This window comes from Paenirhizobium cremeum (genome assembly GCF_047553425.1).
Taxonomy (GTDB): Bacteria; Pseudomonadota; Alphaproteobacteria; order Rhizobiales; family Rhizobiaceae; genus Allorhizobium; species Allorhizobium cremeum.
The window spans coordinates 1,525,396-1,541,432 of record NZ_CP180217.1; the positions used below are offsets into that span (position 1 = coordinate 1,525,396).

19 protein-coding genes are annotated in these 16,037 nt (G+C 61.6%); 13 read left to right on the top strand and 6 right to left on the bottom strand.

The features are described from left to right. The first annotated feature begins 216 nt into the window (after window positions 1–216). From clpS to ACLBKR_RS07735, 5 genes are all read left to right on the top strand, one after another. Entirely contained in the window at window positions 217–567 is a 351-nt protein-coding gene (gene clpS, locus ACLBKR_RS07715) for an ATP-dependent Clp protease adapter ClpS (RefSeq protein ID WP_112830156.1), read from the top strand. Window positions 568–576: 9 nt separating this feature from the next. Further along, a complete protein-coding gene (clpA, locus tag ACLBKR_RS07720; protein ID WP_113448418.1) occupies window positions 577–3,048 on the top strand; it encodes an ATP-dependent Clp protease ATP-binding subunit ClpA in 2,472 nt (823 codons plus the stop codon). Between the two features lie 187 nt (window positions 3,049–3,235). After that, window positions 3,236–3,652, top strand: coding sequence for a nuclear transport factor 2 family protein (locus tag ACLBKR_RS07725; RefSeq protein ID WP_113442846.1), 417 nt, complete (start codon window positions 3,236–3,238; stop codon window positions 3,650–3,652). Window positions 3,653–3,750: 98 nt separating this feature from the next. After that, complete coding sequence (locus tag ACLBKR_RS07730) at window positions 3,751–4,503, top strand: AzlC family ABC transporter permease (protein ID WP_113467275.1); 753 nt, start codon at window positions 3,751–3,753, stop codon at window positions 4,501–4,503. Next, window positions 4,500–4,835, top strand: coding sequence for an AzlD domain-containing protein (locus ACLBKR_RS07735; RefSeq protein ID WP_112830152.1), 336 nt, complete (start codon window positions 4,500–4,502; stop codon window positions 4,833–4,835). Before ACLBKR_RS07730 ends, ACLBKR_RS07735 begins: the two co-directional genes overlap by 4 nt. A 41-nt stretch (window positions 4,836–4,876) precedes the next feature. Here the strand turns inward: ACLBKR_RS07735 and ACLBKR_RS07740 are convergent, their stop codons facing one another. Then, window positions 4,877–5,758 (bottom strand): LysR substrate-binding domain-containing protein, encoded by an 882-nt coding sequence (locus tag ACLBKR_RS07740; RefSeq protein WP_112830151.1) that lies wholly within the window; start codon window positions 5,756–5,758, stop codon window positions 4,877–4,879. 122 nt (window positions 5,759–5,880) lie between these two features. Between ACLBKR_RS07740 and ACLBKR_RS07745 the strand changes: the two genes are divergently transcribed. After that, window positions 5,881–6,738, top strand: a complete 858-nt coding sequence (locus ACLBKR_RS07745) for a DUF1989 domain-containing protein (protein WP_113448422.1) — start codon at window positions 5,881–5,883, stop codon at window positions 6,736–6,738. Window positions 6,739–6,744: 6 nt separating this feature from the next. Here the strand turns inward: ACLBKR_RS07745 and ACLBKR_RS07750 are convergent, their stop codons facing one another. The 5 genes from ACLBKR_RS07750 to ACLBKR_RS07770 form a co-directional block, all read right to left on the bottom strand. Next, the gene (locus tag ACLBKR_RS07750; RefSeq protein WP_280519995.1) at window positions 6,745–6,873 is read right to left on the bottom strand and encodes a hypothetical protein; all 129 of its coding nucleotides are present in this window, start codon (window positions 6,871–6,873) and stop codon (window positions 6,745–6,747) included. 96 nt (window positions 6,874–6,969) lie between these two features. Next, window positions 6,970–7,395 (bottom strand): HIT family protein, encoded by a 426-nt coding sequence (locus ACLBKR_RS07755; protein ID WP_112830149.1) that lies wholly within the window; start codon window positions 7,393–7,395, stop codon window positions 6,970–6,972. 69 nt (window positions 7,396–7,464) lie between these two features. Next, window positions 7,465–8,655 (bottom strand): GNAT family N-acetyltransferase, encoded by a 1,191-nt coding sequence (locus tag ACLBKR_RS07760; RefSeq protein ID WP_113485921.1) that lies wholly within the window; start codon window positions 8,653–8,655, stop codon window positions 7,465–7,467. 10 nt (window positions 8,656–8,665) lie between these two features. After that, complete coding sequence (locus tag ACLBKR_RS07765) at window positions 8,666–9,400, bottom strand: glycerophosphodiester phosphodiesterase (protein WP_112830147.1); 735 nt, start codon at window positions 9,398–9,400, stop codon at window positions 8,666–8,668. Beyond that, on the bottom strand, window positions 9,397–9,867 hold the full coding sequence (locus ACLBKR_RS07770; RefSeq protein ID WP_112830146.1) for a RidA family protein: 471 nt from the start codon (window positions 9,865–9,867) through the stop codon (window positions 9,397–9,399). The genes ACLBKR_RS07765 and ACLBKR_RS07770 overlap by 4 nt, the downstream gene beginning before the upstream one ends. A gap of 118 nt (window positions 9,868–9,985) precedes the next feature. Here ACLBKR_RS07770 and ACLBKR_RS07775 point away from each other — a divergent pair, with 118 nt between their 5' ends. The 7 genes from ACLBKR_RS07775 to ACLBKR_RS07805 all read left to right on the top strand — a co-directional run bounded on the left by ACLBKR_RS07775 (window position 9,986) and on the right by ACLBKR_RS07805 (window position 16,013). Beyond that, on the top strand, window positions 9,986–10,816 hold the full coding sequence (locus ACLBKR_RS07775) for a cell envelope integrity EipB family protein (protein ID WP_113425748.1): 831 nt from the start codon (window positions 9,986–9,988) through the stop codon (window positions 10,814–10,816). A gap of 195 nt (window positions 10,817–11,011) precedes the next feature. Continuing rightward, complete coding sequence (gene rpsB / locus ACLBKR_RS07780) at window positions 11,012–11,779, top strand: 30S ribosomal protein S2 (protein ID WP_112830144.1); 768 nt, start codon at window positions 11,012–11,014, stop codon at window positions 11,777–11,779. Window positions 11,780–12,018: 239 nt separating this feature from the next. Then, complete coding sequence (gene tsf, locus ACLBKR_RS07785; protein WP_112830143.1) at window positions 12,019–12,945, top strand: translation elongation factor Ts; 927 nt, start codon at window positions 12,019–12,021, stop codon at window positions 12,943–12,945. A gap of 102 nt (window positions 12,946–13,047) precedes the next feature. Next, window positions 13,048–13,770 (top strand): UMP kinase, encoded by a 723-nt coding sequence (gene pyrH / locus ACLBKR_RS07790; RefSeq protein WP_112830142.1) that lies wholly within the window; start codon window positions 13,048–13,050, stop codon window positions 13,768–13,770. A 52-nt stretch (window positions 13,771–13,822) separates the two neighbouring features. Then, complete coding sequence (gene frr / locus ACLBKR_RS07795; protein ID WP_112830141.1) at window positions 13,823–14,383, top strand: ribosome recycling factor; 561 nt, start codon at window positions 13,823–13,825, stop codon at window positions 14,381–14,383. 44 nt (window positions 14,384–14,427) lie between these two features. After that, window positions 14,428–15,171: an isoprenyl transferase gene (locus ACLBKR_RS07800; protein ID WP_113485923.1), complete on the top strand. Its 744-nt coding sequence runs from the start codon at window positions 14,428–14,430 to the stop codon at window positions 15,169–15,171. An 8-nt stretch (window positions 15,172–15,179) separates the two neighbouring features. Continuing rightward, a complete protein-coding gene (locus tag ACLBKR_RS07805; RefSeq protein ID WP_112830139.1) occupies window positions 15,180–16,013 on the top strand; it encodes a phosphatidate cytidylyltransferase in 834 nt (277 codons plus the stop codon). The last annotated feature ends 24 nt before the right edge of the window (window positions 16,014–16,037 follow it).

Here is a 16,037-nt window from a genome sequence, read left to right on the forward strand (position 1 = left end):
ACCGGCCGCACCTTGGTGCGGCCGGTCTTGCGCTTTTAAGGGGCTGATATACGCTTTGACTCTTTTCAGGCTTTTCGGTGCGTCGCCGCGATTCTGTTTGCAGTGAGCGTCGGGGGGCTTAAAATCACCGGAATATGAACTACCTTACTGTCCTGAGTGTTCGTCCGTCGCATTGCATCTTCGGCAAATCGGCCGGACAATGGAGAATGAACTGAAATGATCGCCAAGCCGGTCTTCATGCAGAGCAATGGGCGCGATGGGGACAATGCCAATCGTGGCACGTCCGTCATCACGCGCACAAAGCCCAAGACGAAGAAACCGAACCTGTATCGCGTCCTGCTGCTGAACGATGACTACACCCCGATGGAGTTCGTGATCCACATCCTGGAGCGCTTCTTCCAGAAGGACAGGGAAGCCGCCACCCGCATTATGCTGCATGTGCACAACCACGGTGTGGGGGAATGCGGTGTCTTCACCTACGAAGTCGCCGAAACCAAGGTAAGCCAGGTGATGGACTTCGCAAGACAGCATGAACACCCGCTGCAATGCGTCATGGAAAAGAAGTGAGGATCTGACGTGCCAACATTTTCTCCCAGCCTCGAAAAGGCGCTGCATCAGGCACTGACCTACGCCAACGAGCGGCACCATGAATACGCCACGCTCGAGCACCTGTTGCTTGCGCTGATCGATGATGCGGATGCGGCGGCCGTGATGGGCGCCTGCAATGTCAATCTGGATGTTCTGCGCAAGACCGTGATCGACTATGTCGACAATGAACTCGCCAATCTCGTCACCGGTTACGACGAGGATTCAAAGCCCACCTCCGGTTTCCAGAGGGTCATCCAGCGCGCCGTGATCCATGTGCAGTCGTCGGGTCGCGAAGAGGTGACCGGCGCCAACGTCCTCGTTGCGATCTTCGCCGAGCGGGAAAGCCATGCGGCCTTCTTCCTGCAGGAGCAGGAGATGACCCGCTATGACGCCGTCAACTACATCTCCCACGGGATTGGCAAGCGGCCGGGCTCGGCCCAGGTCCGTCCGCCGCGTGGTGCTGAAGAAGGCGACGGCGAAGCCAAGCAGGCCCGCGAGCAGGAAGAGGGGTCCGCAAAGACCAAGCAGGAAGCGCTCAAGGCTTACTGCGTCAACCTGAACGAGAAGGCCAAGAACGGGCGCATCGATCCGCTCATCGGCCGTAACGACGAGGTCAACCGGACGATCCAGGTGCTTTGCCGCCGCTCGAAGAACAATCCGCTCTATGTCGGTGATCCCGGCGTGGGCAAGACGGCGATTGCCGAAGGCCTGGCCAAGCGGATCGTCGAAGGAAAGGTTCCGGAGGCGCTGGCGGATGCGACCATCTTCTCGCTCGATATGGGCACGCTGCTTGCCGGCACCCGTTACCGCGGCGATTTCGAAGAGCGCCTGAAGCAGGTCGTCAAGGAACTCGAGGACTATCCCGGTGCGGTGCTCTTCATCGACGAGATCCACACGGTGATCGGCGCGGGCGCCACCTCGGGCGGCGCGATGGATGCGTCCAACCTTCTGAAGCCGGCATTGTCCTCGGGTGCGATCCGTTGCATCGGCTCGACCACCTACAAGGAATATCGTCAGTTCTTCGAGAAGGATCGCGCGCTGGTTCGCCGCTTCCAGAAGATCGACGTCAACGAACCCTCGGTCGACGATGCCATCGAGATCATGAAGGGCCTCAAGCCCTATTTCGAGGACTATCACAAGCTTCGCTATACCAACGAGGCGATCAAGTCGGCCGTCGAGCTTTCGGCGCGCTACATCTCGGACCGCAAGCTGCCCGACAAGGCGATCGACGTGATCGACGAAACGGGGGCGGCCCAGATGCTTCTCCCCGCTTCCAAGCGCCGCAAGCTGATTACCGAAAAGGAGATCGAGGCAACGATCGCCACCATGGCCCGCATTCCCCCGAAGACGGTGTCCAAGGACGACGAGATGGTGCTCGCCAACCTCGAAAAGGAACTCCGTTCGGTCGTCTACGGCCAGGACAAGGCCATTGAGGCGCTTTCCACCTCGATCAAGCTGGCCCGTGCCGGCCTGCGCGAACCGAACAAACCGATCGGCTGCTATGTCTTCTCCGGTCCGACCGGCGTCGGCAAGACCGAGGTTGCCAAGCAGCTCGCCGCTTCGCTCGGCGTGGAACTGCTGCGCTTCGACATGTCGGAATATATGGAGCGGCACACGGTTTCGCGCCTGCTCGGCGCTCCTCCCGGTTATGTCGGCTTCGACCAGGGCGGTCTCCTGACTGACGGCGTCGACCAGCATCCGCATTCGGTCGTGCTGCTCGACGAAATCGAGAAGGCGCATCCGGACATCTACAACATCCTGTTGCAGGTGATGGACCACGGTTCGCTGACCGACCATAACGGCAAGAAGATCGACTTCCGCAACGTCATCCTGATTATGACGACAAATGCGGGCGCGTCCGAAATGGCGAAGTCGGCCATCGGTTTCGGCTCGTCCAAGCGGACCGGCGAGGATGAAGAGGCGCTGAACCGTCTGTTCACACCGGAGTTCCGCAACCGTCTCGATGCGACCATTCCGTTTGCCCCGCTGCCGACGGAAGTGATCCATCAGGTCGTGCAGAAATTCGTCATGCAGCTCGAAGCCCAGCTTTCCGAGCGCAACGTCACCTTCGACCTCGCGCCGGAAGCCATCGCATGGCTCGCCACGCGCGGTTACGACGAAAAGATGGGCGCCCGACCGCTGTCGCGGGTCATCCAGGAGCACATCAAGAAGCCGCTCGCCAACGAGATCCTGTTCGGCAAGCTGCGCAAGGGCGGGGTGGTCAAGGTCGGCGTCAAGAAAGGCGAAGATGGCTCCGACATCCTCGACCTCGAGGCCGTTGCCGATGCCGCACCGGTAAAGCCGAAGCCTGAGGCCGAACTTGTCGAGGTCGCCGCGGAAGCTGCGGAAGCAGTGAAGAAGCCGCGCAAGGCCAAGGCGAAGGCCGAGAAGACGGAAGCTGTGGTCGAAGTGCCGCCGAAGCGTCGGAGTTCGGTGCCGAAAGTGCCCAAGAAAGGCTGAGGCCTCGGCATTGATCTGCCCTCGGATGATCTTATTGATGAAAGCCCCCGGATCGACGATCCGGGGGCTTCTTTTTCGGGTGATGACGATCGCGTGATCGGAGCACCTATCCTTTCGATGAGGTTGCGGCGGGTTGCGACCGCGCGTAGCCTTCAATGAAGTGCATGGCTTGAGACAGGCGATCTTGATGGATACGGATGCGGGCGACGATGCCCGGTTCACCGATGAGCAGCGGGAGTTGTGGGATCACGTTGCGGCCTTGTGGGAAGTTGCCCGGCGGCGGGAAACCGAGCCGGTTCGCAAGCTCCTGCATCGCGAATACTCCGGCTGGGTGACCGGCACCGATGCGCCCCATGACTACGAAGCGGCGATCGCCTCGGTCGGTCCCTATTCGCCGCGTGTCCTGCGGTACCGTCTGAAGCCCCTGAAGGTTACGGTCTTCGATCACGAGGTGGGCGTGGTCCATTACAGCTACGAGGCTGCGGTCGAGACACCGGACACCGGCGCAAAGTCCATTTCCGGCCGCTGGACGGAGGTCTACAAGAAGGACGGCGACCGATGGCTGATGATTTCGGTCAGCGGCGGGCCTGACGGTATGCGTTGAAACGCGGTCTGTCCCGCGGTCTTGCCGCGGGACCGGTGAACGGTGTAGGTCTGTTGCACGTCTCCTGCGCCCTCCTGTTTCGCTTTGGCCTTTGTTGAATGACCCAGCCTCTTCCTCAATTCACCTCGCTGCGCTGGGCGGCAAAAGGGGCTGCGGGCATTTTCAGCCTGCCTGCGATCATCCTGATGACGTCCTTCGTCGGTTTCGCCGCCTTCGCGCTCGAATCGGGTATCTCCCGCGAGCAGGCGATGCTGATGACCCTGATGGTGTGGGCCTTGCCGGCGAAGATGATCCTCATCGGCATGATGGCGAGCGGGGCGAATATCCTGGCGATGTTTCTTGCCGTGTCCCTGTCTTCGATCCGCATGATGCCCATGGTCGCCTCGCTCGTTCCGGAGATGCGCAACGAGCGGACACCCACATGGCTGCTGCTCTTTCTCTCGCATTTCGTGGCGATTACCGCATGGGTCTTCGCCATGGGCACCTTGAAGACCGTTCCGCGGGAGGCGCGCACGGCCTATTTCGCCGGATTCGGTCTGACGCTCGTGCTGGTCAACACGATATTGGTGGGATTGAGCTACGGTCTCGTCTCCACCTTTCCCCCGCCCGTTGCGGGCGTGTTGTTCTTTCTGACGCCGGTCTATTTCGTTGCGTCGATCTGGGCCTCGGCTCGCCATTCCGTGGTCAGGATCGCTTTTGTGGTCGGCGTCATCGGCGGTCCACTTCTGGCGCTTGTGGTGCCGGGCTTCGACATTCTGATCGTCGGTCTTGGAGGCGGTACCCTGGCCTATCTGCTCGACCGCCATGTGGTCCGCGCGAGGAAATCGCGCAACGAAGGAAGCGGGCCATGAGCGTCGGCGACTGGTGGCCCTATGTCGTGATTCTGGTTGCCGGCTGGTTGGCGACCGATATCTGGCGCTGGCTCGGCGTGGTGGCCGGGAACCGCCTGGCCGAGGGTTCGGAAGCGCTTTTGTGGGTGAGGGCGGTTGCCACCGCTCTCGTCATGGCCGTCACCTCAAAGCTCATCGTCTTTCCGACCGGCAGTCTTGAGCACACGCCGCTATGGATGCGGCTGGGCGCAGCGGGCATCGGTTTTCTGGCCTTCCTGCTGGCGGGCGAGCGTGTCGTCGTCGGGGTCGTCGTGTCGCTTGCGCTGCTGGCGCTTGGAATCACCCTCTATTGATCGGGCCGCCGCATCGACGGACTACGATACCCACCGGGATTTCACGAAGAAAGCTGGCCTGAATTGCGGGACTCCGAAAGCAGCCAGTCGCGCATGAGCAGGGCCTCCGGTGTCGGTCGATCCGCCTCGAGGAGCCAGTAGTGCTTTTCCGTGTCGCTCGCGCGCTCGAAAAGGATCTGCAGTTCGCCGCGTGCCAGTTCGTTGGCAATCAGTGCGCTCGGGCAGAGCGCCACCCCCAACCCCGAAGTCACCGAGCTGACAAGCAGGTTGAAGTCTGCGAACAGCGGACCGGATTCCGTCGGCGCCACGATACCCCCTTCGGTAAACCATCGCCGCCACGCCGCCTTGTCCTCGTCATGCAGCAGGTCCGCGCGGGCGAGATCGGCCGCATCGGGAAACGGGCCTTTCCGTTCGACATAGCTGCGCGCTGCGGTCGGGCGGGTCGCTGCGCTGAGGATCGGCAATGCTTCGGGAGATGGCCGGGCACCATGCCGGATCAGGAGGTCGGCCTTCGCCTCCGCGGGCGTTTCTGCGCCGGCGGAATAGCCGATCGTCACCTGTATGCCGGGATGCGCTGCCCGGAAGGCAGGAAGGCGAGGGGCGAGCCAGTGCGATACCACCGATGGCAGGCAGGCAAGGCGCACCTGCCGCGGCCGGCGCGCAGCGGCAAGTTGCTCCGCTGCGGCAGCAATCGCCCCGAGGCTTGCCGATACGGTGCCGCTGAAATCCCGCCCTTCCGGGGTGAGCCGGACACCGCGCGCGCTGCGTTCGAAAAGAGCGATCCCTAACCAGCCCTCCAGCGCCCTGACATGCTGGCTGACGGCTGCTGCCGTCATGCCGAGTTCGGCTGCGGCATGGCGGAAACTTTCCTTGCGGGCAGCGGCCTCGAAGGCGCGCAGACTGGGGAGCGGCGGGAGCTTCATACCTCCATGGCTAAGCCATGCTTGCTCTTGAGGCAAGAAGAAGCCGTCTTGCCAGAGCCCTTGCCGGCGTGCAGTTTCCGACGGACGATCATCCTCAACCCGCAGCAAGACGGAGGATTTCCATGAACATCAGGCCACAGATCGCCGCTCCCGCGGATGCCGCCGCACGGCGTGCCGTCAAACCCGTTGTCGTCTATCCCAACGGGACCTTGCCGACGCCGAACATGGCGCTGCTGAATGAGGCCCGGAGCAATCTCGAAAAGATCGACGAAGTCGTCGTCCCGCCACGTGACGGGCGGACGTTCAACGTGCCGAAGGGGCATTTCTTCCGGATCGTCAGCGTCGAGGGCGCGCAGGTCGGTGATCTCAACCTTTGGAATGCGAATGACCTTTCAGAGCGGTTCTTCAGCGGCAAGACCCGTGCGCTGCATGCCACACACGTTACGGTCGGCGACCGTCTGTGGAGTACGCTTCCCTATCTGCGGCCGATGGCGACGATCACCCATGATACGCTTGCCTGGTACGGCTTCGATGACGATGGCGGCGGCGTTCACGATGTCATCGGTACGCGCTGCGACCCCTATACCAACAGGCTGCTGTCCGGTGGCGACTATCACAATTGCTGTCATTCGAACCTGACACGAGCGCTTGCCGGCGCGCGGGGGCTGAGCTTCGCGGAGGCCGAGCCCCATGTGCACGACGTGCTCAACGTTTTCATGTGCACGGGCTTCACCCGCGATACCCACCAGTACTTCATGAAGGCGAGCCCGGTCCGGCCGGGTGATTTCATCGAATTCTTCGCGGAAATCGATCTTCTCGGCGGCCTGTCGGCCTGCCCGGGCGGCGATTGCAGTTCCGAGCATTCGAGCGATGTCGCCGCCTGCTATCCGTTGAAGGTGGAGATTTTCCGTCCTGATACCGAGTTGCTGAAGAACTGGCCGTTCCCGGTGAGGAACGGCTATGTCAGCCCCGAAGCGTGAGGGGCGTTAGCCGATCAGCCAGAAGAAGCCGCCGCCGATGACGACAAAGGCGATGACGAGCCCGAGAAGCCGGCCGAGACCTTCGTTCGTATTCGTGTTGTGTCCGACGATGGCGTAGTAAAGATTGTCGTTCATCTCGGTGCTCCTTCTGAAGATGCGCCGACTGGCTTGCCGGTCAGCCAGTCGAATACCAAGTCGGCTGCGTTTCGCCGCATTGTCTCGAGGTCGAGTTCAGAGTGCGGCCCTGATCTTCTCCGCATTGGCTTTCAGCACTTCGATATCCTCCATCTTGCCGGAATGCGGCTTGAGCGGCACGCCCTCATGACGCGGAATGACGTGGAAATGCAGGTGGTAAACGGTCTGCCCGGCTGCCGGCTCGTTGAACTGGGCAACGAACACGCCATCGGCTTCGAAGGCTTCCTTGGCGGCGACCGCGAGTTTCTGCACCACCGGTATCAGCTTGGCGAGAACGGTCGGATCGGCATCGAGGATGTTGCGTGAGCCGACCTTGGGGATGACCAGCAGGTGACCGGTCGCCTGCGGCATCACATCCATGAAGGCGAGGGTGTCGTCGTCCTCGTAGAGCTTCACGGAGGGGATATCCCCTTTCAGGATCTTGGCGAAGATGTTGTTCGGATCGTAGGCCGGGCTGGTCATGGCTATCTCCTCGTTGTCGGCGCCACTTAATGCGATCACTCGCTTGGGATCAAGGATGGCTTCGGTCGCTCAGTCGTCCTCGCGCTGCTGCCTCTCGCCCTTGCGGAAAGGCGTGTGCTCGTCGAGATAGTCGCCGATCTGCGCGACCTCCCGTCGTTCGTGCTCCAGATAGTCGGAAACCGCGCGCCTCAGCCCCGCATGGGCGATGTAGTGAGCGGAATGGGTGGTCACCGGTTGGTAGCCGCGCGCGAGCTTGTGTTCGCCCTGCGCGCCGGCCTCCACCTTCTTCAGGCCTTTTGCCAGAGCGAAATCGATCGCCTGGTGATAGCAGACCTCGAAATGCAGGAAGGGGTGATCCTCGACACAGCCCCAATGACGGCCGAACAGCGTATCGGCGCCGATGAAATTGATGGCGCCCGCAATATATCTGCCGTTGCGCTTTGCCATGACCAGCAGGATGTCGTCAGCCATCCGTTCGCCGATCAGCGAATAAAACAGCCGGGTCAGGTAAGGCTTGCCCCATTTGCGGCTGCCGGTATCCATGTAGAAGGCGAAGAACTGGTCCCAGATATCCTCGGTCAGATCCGATCCGGTCAGCCAGTCGATGGTGATGCCGTTTTCAAGCGCGGCGCGACGTTCCTTTTTCAGCGCCTTGCGCTTGCGGGAGGCGAGCGTTTCGAGAAACGCCTCGTGGTTGGCATAGCCGTTGTTGATGAAATGGAACTGCTGGTCCGTGCGGTGCAGGAAGCCCTCCGCCTCGAAGACCCGCATTTCATTTTCCGGCACAAAGGTCGCGTGTGCCGAGGAAACGCCGAGCTCGTCCGCGACCTGCCGCAATCCGCCGGCCAGAACGCCTTGAATGGCGCTGCCATCCTGACCGATGGCCGCCATGAGGCGAGGCCCTGTTGCGGGTGTGAAAGGAATGGCGCTTTGCAGTTTCGGATAGTATCGGCCGCCGGCGCGTTCAAAGGCATCCGCCCAGCCGTGGTCGAAGACGTATTCGCCCCGGCTGTGGCTTTTGAGGTAGCAGGGCACGGCGCCGATAAGTGCGCTGTCGCTGTTTTCGAGGAGAAGGTGATGGCCGAGCCAGCCGGTCTGCGCCGCGGCCGATCCCGATTCCTCCAGAGCGGACAGGAAGGCATGGGAGTTGAAGGGATTATAGTCCTTCGATCCCCGCCGGGCGCCGCAGAGTTGCGCCCAGCGTTCCGGTGCGATCGCACAAAAGGATCTTTCGATCCGGATCGTCATGTCTCCTGTCATGCGTCTCCCGTCAGGCGGTCGCAACCGGCGTCTCGCGCGGATCGAAACCCTCGAAGGTCATCTGGTCTGCATACTTATAGGTATGCTCGCGCATGATTTCATCCCTGACCGTCCAGGTGATGACCGGAATGCCTTTTTCCCGGAGAGCCGTGACAAAGCTGTTCGGCAGGTGGGGGGCGCAGTAGGAGACGAAATCCAGCCCGAGTTGCATGGCCTCGTCATGCACGAAGAACCGTTCAGGATCCGCGCCTTCGGCAGTCAGGCCGACCGGGTATGGGCAGTCGAGGGACTTGAGGTTCTTCAGCAGCCAGTGGTCGAAGCTCATCAAGGCGACCTTGCCGTCATAGCCTTCCAGCACATCGAGCACGGCTTCCGCGAGGCCGTCATCCTCCTCGGCACTGATGCCCTTGAGTTCGATGACCAGCGGCACGCGCCCCTTGACGAGCGCGAGCATCTGTTTGAGCGTCGGAATGCGGTCTGCGGTGCCGCCGATCGAAAGCATGCCGAGTTCACCGGCTGTGCGTTCCCGCACTTCGCCCTTGAGCCCGCAGAGGCGCTGCAGGTCGTGATCGTGAAAGACCATCGGCACGCTGTCGGAAGAAAGCTGAATGTCGCATTCGATGGCAAAGCCGGCGTCCACCGCACGCGAAAAGGCCGAGAGCGTATTCTCCCAGACCTGGTTGTTCATGTCGTGATAGCCGCGATGGGCGACCGGGCGTTCCTTGATCCAGTCTGCCGAGGTCACGCCTTGATCTCCAGGATCGCGTCGATCTCTACGGCGGCGTTGAGCGGCAGCGATGCCATGCCGACGGCTGCGCGGGCATGTTTTCCGGCCTCGCCGAGTACGTTTGCGATCAGGTTCGAAGCGCCGTTCATCACGAGGTGCTGCTCGGTGAAGTTAGGGGCCGAAGCAACGAAACCGTTGAGCTTGACGACGCGCGTGATCCGGGAGAGATCGCCGCCGAGTGCCGACCTGGCCTGGGCCAGGATGTTGATGGCGCAGAGTTCGGCTGCGCGCTGGGCGTCGGCAAGCGTCACATCGGTGCCGACGATGCCGGTCACCGCGAGCTTGCCGCCTTCGATCGGCAACTGGCCGGAGAGATAGAGAAGGTTGCCGCTGATGACATAAGGCACATAATTGGCGGCGGGGGCGGCTGCTTCCGGCAGCTGGATGCCCATGGCCGCCAGACGACCGTCGATGCTATCGGACATGTGTGTTTCCCGGATCTGTTAGTAAGTTGAAAAAGAATCCCGTGGTGACCAAAGCAGGTCTCGCTTTTGCCGGATCTGTTCTTATAACATCGCAAAAGAGTCCAACAGGAGGATATCGATGTTTCGTTCGTCATTTGCGGTTGCGTTGGCTGCCTTCGGTACGCTCAGCATGACGGGTGCATCGGCGAATGCTGCGGTTGCGGGCGGCCTTGTGCCGCATCGCGCAGTCTACGATATCGAACTGAAACAGGCGTCGGACCGCTCCGGCATCGAGGGCATGCGCGGCCGCATGGTCTACGAGTTCAGCGGTTCGGAATGCGCCGGCTACACGACGAATTTCCGCTTCGTTACCCGCATCGACACCGGAGAGCAGGTTCGCGTCACGGATCAGCAGAGCTTCACCTTCGAGGATCTCGTGAAGGGCAAGTTTCGTTTCGAGACGAAGTCCTTCACCGACGATCAGCTCGACAAGGATGTGAGCGGGGCGGCGGCCGACGAGGACGGCAAGGTGAAGATCGAGCTTTCGGAACCCGCCAAACGCGCGGTCGAACTGGCCGATAGCCGATTTCCGGCCGAGCACATGCTTGAAGTCATCGAGAATGCCCGCAAGGGTCGCACCTTCTTCGAGGCCCGCATATTCGACGGATCCGAGGATGGCGACAAAAGCTATCTGACCACCACGATTGTCGGTCCGGAGCGCAAGCCCGGCGAGGACGCGCAGAAGGACAAGACGTCCGAGGCGCTCGCCGGAACGGCCTACTGGCCGGTGTCCATCGCCTACTACGACGAGAAGGCCGTCGGCGACGTTCTCCCGATCTATACCCAGTCCTTCAAGCTCTACGAAAACGGCATCACGCAGGATCTGACGCTGGACTACGGCGATTTCATCCTGAGCGGCAAGCTGACGAAGCTTGAGGTGCTGGGATCGGGCGACTGCAAGGCCGATTGAGGTCCGCTCGACGGACGCTCCCTCGATTTTGTCACGCAATACTCTTGATTTCCAAGGGCAAGCCCTATATGGGCAGCTCCATTCCACACGCGAAGCTTGGGATCGACCGGGAGAAATCCGGCCGTTTCCGCCGGTGGCGTCGAAAAAGGACGCTGTTTGTTTCGCGGGGGTTAAACCGGAAAAGGAGTAAAAGGCATGGCATTGCCCGACTTTAGCATGCGTCAGCTTCTGGAAGCTGGCGTTCACTTCGGCCACCAGACGCATCGCTGGAACCCGAAGATGAAGCCGTACATCTTCGGCGATCGTAACAACATCCACATCATCGACCTGGCTCAGACCGTTCCGATGCTGTCGCGCGCCCTTCAGGTCGTGTCCGACACCGTCGCCCGCGGCGGCCGCGTCCTGTTCGTTGGCACCAAGCGTCAGGCTTCCGAGTTGATCGCAGACTCGGCCAAGCGTTCGGCCCAGTACTACGTCAACTCCCGCTGGCTCGGCGGCATGATGACCAACTGGAAGACCATTTCGAACTCGATCCAGCGCCTGCGCAAGCTCGACGAGATCCTGTCTTCGGAACAGTCCGGCTACAACAAGAAAGAGCGTCTGAACCTCGAGCGCGAGCGTGAAAAGCTCGACAAGGCTCTCGGTGGTATCAAGGACATGGGCGGCACGCCGGACCTGATGTTCATCATCGACACCAACAAGGAAAAGATCGCGATCGACGAAGCCAAGCGCCTCGGTATCCCGGTCGTTGCGATCATCGACTCGAACTGCGATCCGGACCTGATCGACTACCCGATCCCGGGTAACGACGACGCTTCGCGCGCAATCTCGCTCTACTGCGACCTGATCGCCCGCGCCGCCATCGACGGCATCGCTCGTCAGCAGGGCGCTGCTGGCCGCGACATCGGCGCTTCCGCCGAAGTTCCGGTCGAGCCCGCTCTCGAAGACGAAGCCGGCGCCTGATTCGAAATGGCGGGTTTGCCCGCCATCGCAGTATAGTTGCAATCGGCCGCCACTCAGCCAATCGGGTTGGCGGCCGGTTCCGTTTTTGAAAGCCGGCCCGGCCGCGGGTGATAACCTCCAGCCGAGGCGAATTCGACGTGATGGTTCGGCTTCATCACGATGTCACACTTCCGGGTACAACTCGTGCCCCAAACAGGCGCCGGTCCCACGGCGTCGCGTGAAACGATAAGAGGCAAACAATGGCTGAAATCACTGCTGCACTGGTGAAGGAACTGCGCGAAAAGTCTGGCGCAGGCATGATGGATTGCAAGAAGGCTCTGACCGAAACCAACGGTGATATCGAAGCTGCAATCGACTGGCTGCGCGCCAAGGGTATCGCCAAGGCCGACAAGAAGTCTGGCCGTACCGCAGCCGAAGGCCTGGTCGGCATTGCCAGCGCCGGCCACAAGGCCGTCGTCGTCGAACTCAACTCGGAAACCGACTTCGTCGCCCGCAACGATGCCTTCCAGGATCTCGTCCGCGGCATTGCCAGCGTCGCGCTGAACACCGATGGTTCCGTCGACGCCATCTCGGCCGCCACCTATCCGGCAACCGGCAAGTCCGTCGCTGACACGATCAAGGATGCGATCGCCACGATCGGCGAAAACATGACCCTGCGTCGCGCTGCCAAGCTGGAAGTCGAGCACGGCGTTGTTGCCACCTACGTTCACAACGCTGCCGGCGACGGCATCGGCAAGCTCGGCGTTCTCGTCGCCCTGAAGTCGGTCGGCGACAAGGAAGTGCTGACCTCGATCGGCCGTCAGGTTGCCATGCACATCGCCGCGACCAACCCGCTCGCCATCCGCGCTGAGGAAGTCGACGCAACCGTCGCCGAACGCGAACGCAACGTCTTCATCGAGCAGTCCCGCGCTTCCGGCAAGCCGGACAACATCATCGAGAAGATGGTCGAAGGCCGCATGCGCAAGTTCTTCGAAGAAGTTGCTCTCCTGTCGCAGGCCTTCGTCATCAACCCCGACGTCACCGTTGGCCAGGCTGTCAAGGATGCTGAAAAGCTCGCTGGCGCATCGATCGAAGTCGTCGGCATGGCCCGCCTGCTGCTCGGCGAAGGTGTCGAAAAGGAAGAGACCGACTTCGCTGCCGAAGTCGCTGCGGCCGCCAAGGGCTGATCTCCAGTTGGTCGCAGACCATGTTAGGGAAAAAATCGGGCATCGCGTGACAACGCGATGCCCTTCGTGTATCCGGCATCAGACCAATCCCTAGGAGCCAGCATGTCTTCCAAGCCTATCTTCAAGCGTGTTCTTCTGAAGGCCTCCGGAGAAGCCCTGATGGGCAGCCAGGGCTTCGGCATCGACGTTGCGGTCGCCGATCGCATTGCTGCTGATATCGCCCAGGCGCGTTCCATGGGCGTCGAAGTCGGCGTGGTCGTCGGCGGCGGCAACATCTTCCGCGGCGTGGCCGTTGCGTCGAAGGGCGGCGACCGGGTGACCGGCGATCACATGGGCATGCTCGGCACCGTCATCAACGCCCTGGCGCTCGCCACCTCGCTGCGCAAGCTCGAAGTCGATACCGTCGTGCTGTCGGCCATCGCCATGCCGGAGATCTGCGAAAGTTTCTCCCAGCGCGGCGCGCTGCACCATCTCGCGCAGGGGCGCGTGGTGATCTTCGCCGGCGGCACGGGCAACCCCTTCTTCACCACCGATTCGGCTGCTGCGCTGCGCGCCGCCGAGATGGGCGCCGAAGCGATTTTCAAGGGCACCCAGGTGGACGGCATTTATTCGGCCGATCCGAAAAAGGATCCCGCGGCGACCCGTTTCGACAAGCTCACCCACAGCGAGGTTCTCGAAAAGGGGCTCGCGGTCATGGACGTGGCCGCCGTCGCGCTTGCACGCGAGAACGCCATTCCGATCATCGTCTTCTCGATCCACGAGAAGGGTGGTTTCTGCGATATTCTGTCGGGCGCCGGTCGCATGACCATCGTCACGGATCATTGACATACGGCTTTCCTTCCCGGGAACGTCGAGCGAAGAATAAAGGGAGTTCATCATGAGCGAAGGCATTGATCTCAACGACATCAAGCGCCGCATGGACGGCGCCATCAACGCGTTCAAGCACGATATAGCGTCGCTGCGCACCGGCCGCGCATCCGCCAACATTCTCGATCCGGTGACGGTCGAGGCTTACGGCTCGCGCATGCCGCTGAACCAGGTGGCGAACGTCACCGTTCCCGAGCCGCGCATGCTCAGCATTTCCGTCTGGGACAAGTCGATGGTGAACGCCGTCGACCGCGCCATTCGCGAAGCAAACCTTGGCCTGAACCCGATCATCGACGGCCAGAACCTGCGTATTCCGCTGCCGGAACTCAACGAGGAGCGCCGCAAGTCGCTGGTGAAGGTTGCCCATGACTATGCCGAAAAGGCCAAGGTGGCGATTCGCCATGTTCGCCGCGACGGCATGGACGGCCTTAAAAAGGCCGAGAAGGACGGTGTGATAGGGCAGGACGACAGCCGTGCACAGTCCGAGAAGGTGCAAAAGATGACCGATGACACGATTTCCGAAGTCGACCGCTTGCTCGTCGACAAGGAAAAGGAAATCATGCAGGTCTGATACGGTTCGCCGCCCCGCACGTGATGTTCAAACCGGAACCTTCAATGTCGAAAGCCGAAAACCGCCGCGCTCCCGAGCATGTCGCCATCATCATGGACGGCAACGGGCGTTGGGCAAATGCGCGTGGCCTGCCGCGTGCGGTCGGTCATCGCAAGGGTGTCGAAGCCGTGCGGGAAATCGTGCGCGCCGCCGCGGATGCGGGAATAGCCTATCTGACGCTGTTCGCCTTCTCGTCGGAGAACTGGCGCAGGCCCGAGGCCGAGGTCAACGATCTCTTCGGGCTGCTGAAGATGTTCATCCGCCGCGACCTCGCCGAACTCCATCGGGAGAACGTCCGCATCCGCATCATCGGTGATCGTGTCAACCTGCAGGGCGATATTCTTTCGCTGTTGCTGGAAGCGGAGGAGACGACGAAGGACAACAGCGCGCTTACGCTGGTGATCGCCTTCAACTACGGGGCGAGGGACGAGATGGCGCGCGCCATGGCGTCCATCGCGGCGGACGTCGCGGCAGGTCTGCTGAAGGCTTCCGAAGTCAACAGCGCGCTGATCGACAGTCGTCTCGATACTGCGGGCATTCCCGATCCCGACCTGATTATCCGCACGAGCGGCGAGGAGCGCCTTTCGAACTTCCTGCTCTGGCAGGCTGCCTATTCGGAACTGATGTTCGTGCCGGAATACTGGCCTGATTTCAGCCGCGAGGTCTTCTTTGCCGCCCTGGAACGTTACGCCGCCCGTGACCGCCGCTTCGGCGGGCTTTCGGACAAGGCGGTAGCGCTCGGATCGTAGCCCAGCCGATGTCCCGGGAACTAACGCTCCGCATCTATTCGGCGATCGTTCTGGCCGCCATCGTGCTCACGGCCACCTGGATCGGCGGTTTTGCCTTTCGCCTGCTTTCGGCGCTGATCGGCCTTCTCGTCTATTACGAATGGTCCAGAATGACACAGCTTGCCGAAAGCAGCATGCGGGGCCATGCCTTCGGCTGGTTTTCGCTTGTTGCCGTCAGCGCCAATATGCTGTTCGGCTCTGCGGACATGACCGTGCCGCTCTTCGCCGGGCTGGTGGTGACGGCCATTCTGCCTTCAATCGTCGGAAACTGGCGCTGGTGGCAGGCGGGCGGCATCTTCTATTCCGGCCTCAGCGCCATTTCGCTGGCCGCGATCCGGGGCGAGGATTCGGTTGGATTTGCCGCCATGCTCTTCGTTTTTGCGGTCGTATGGTCGACGGATATCCTCGCCTATTTCGTGGGGCGCGCCATCGGCGGGCCGAAGCTTGCGCCGAGGATTTCTCCCGGCAAGACCTGGTCCGGTGCGATTGGCGGCACGATTGCCGGCGTACTCGGCGGCTCCGCGGTGGCCCTTGCCTATTTCCAGTCGGTCGGCTTGTGGATTCCGGCCGTCGCCCTGCTGCTGTCGGTTGCGGGCCAGATCGGCGATCTCTTCGAGTCCTTCATCAAGCGCCGCTTCGGCGTGAAGGATTCGAGCCACCTCATTCCGGGCCATGGCGGTGTCATGGATCGGGTTGACGGACTTGTTTTTGCCTGTTTTGCGGCTTTCTTTCTTGCTGTAGGGTTCTCCACGGTCGGCGAAGGAGCGGTAACATCGCTCGGAGCGTTCCTGTTTGGTCTGTGATCGCAGCCGGAACGCCATGAACGG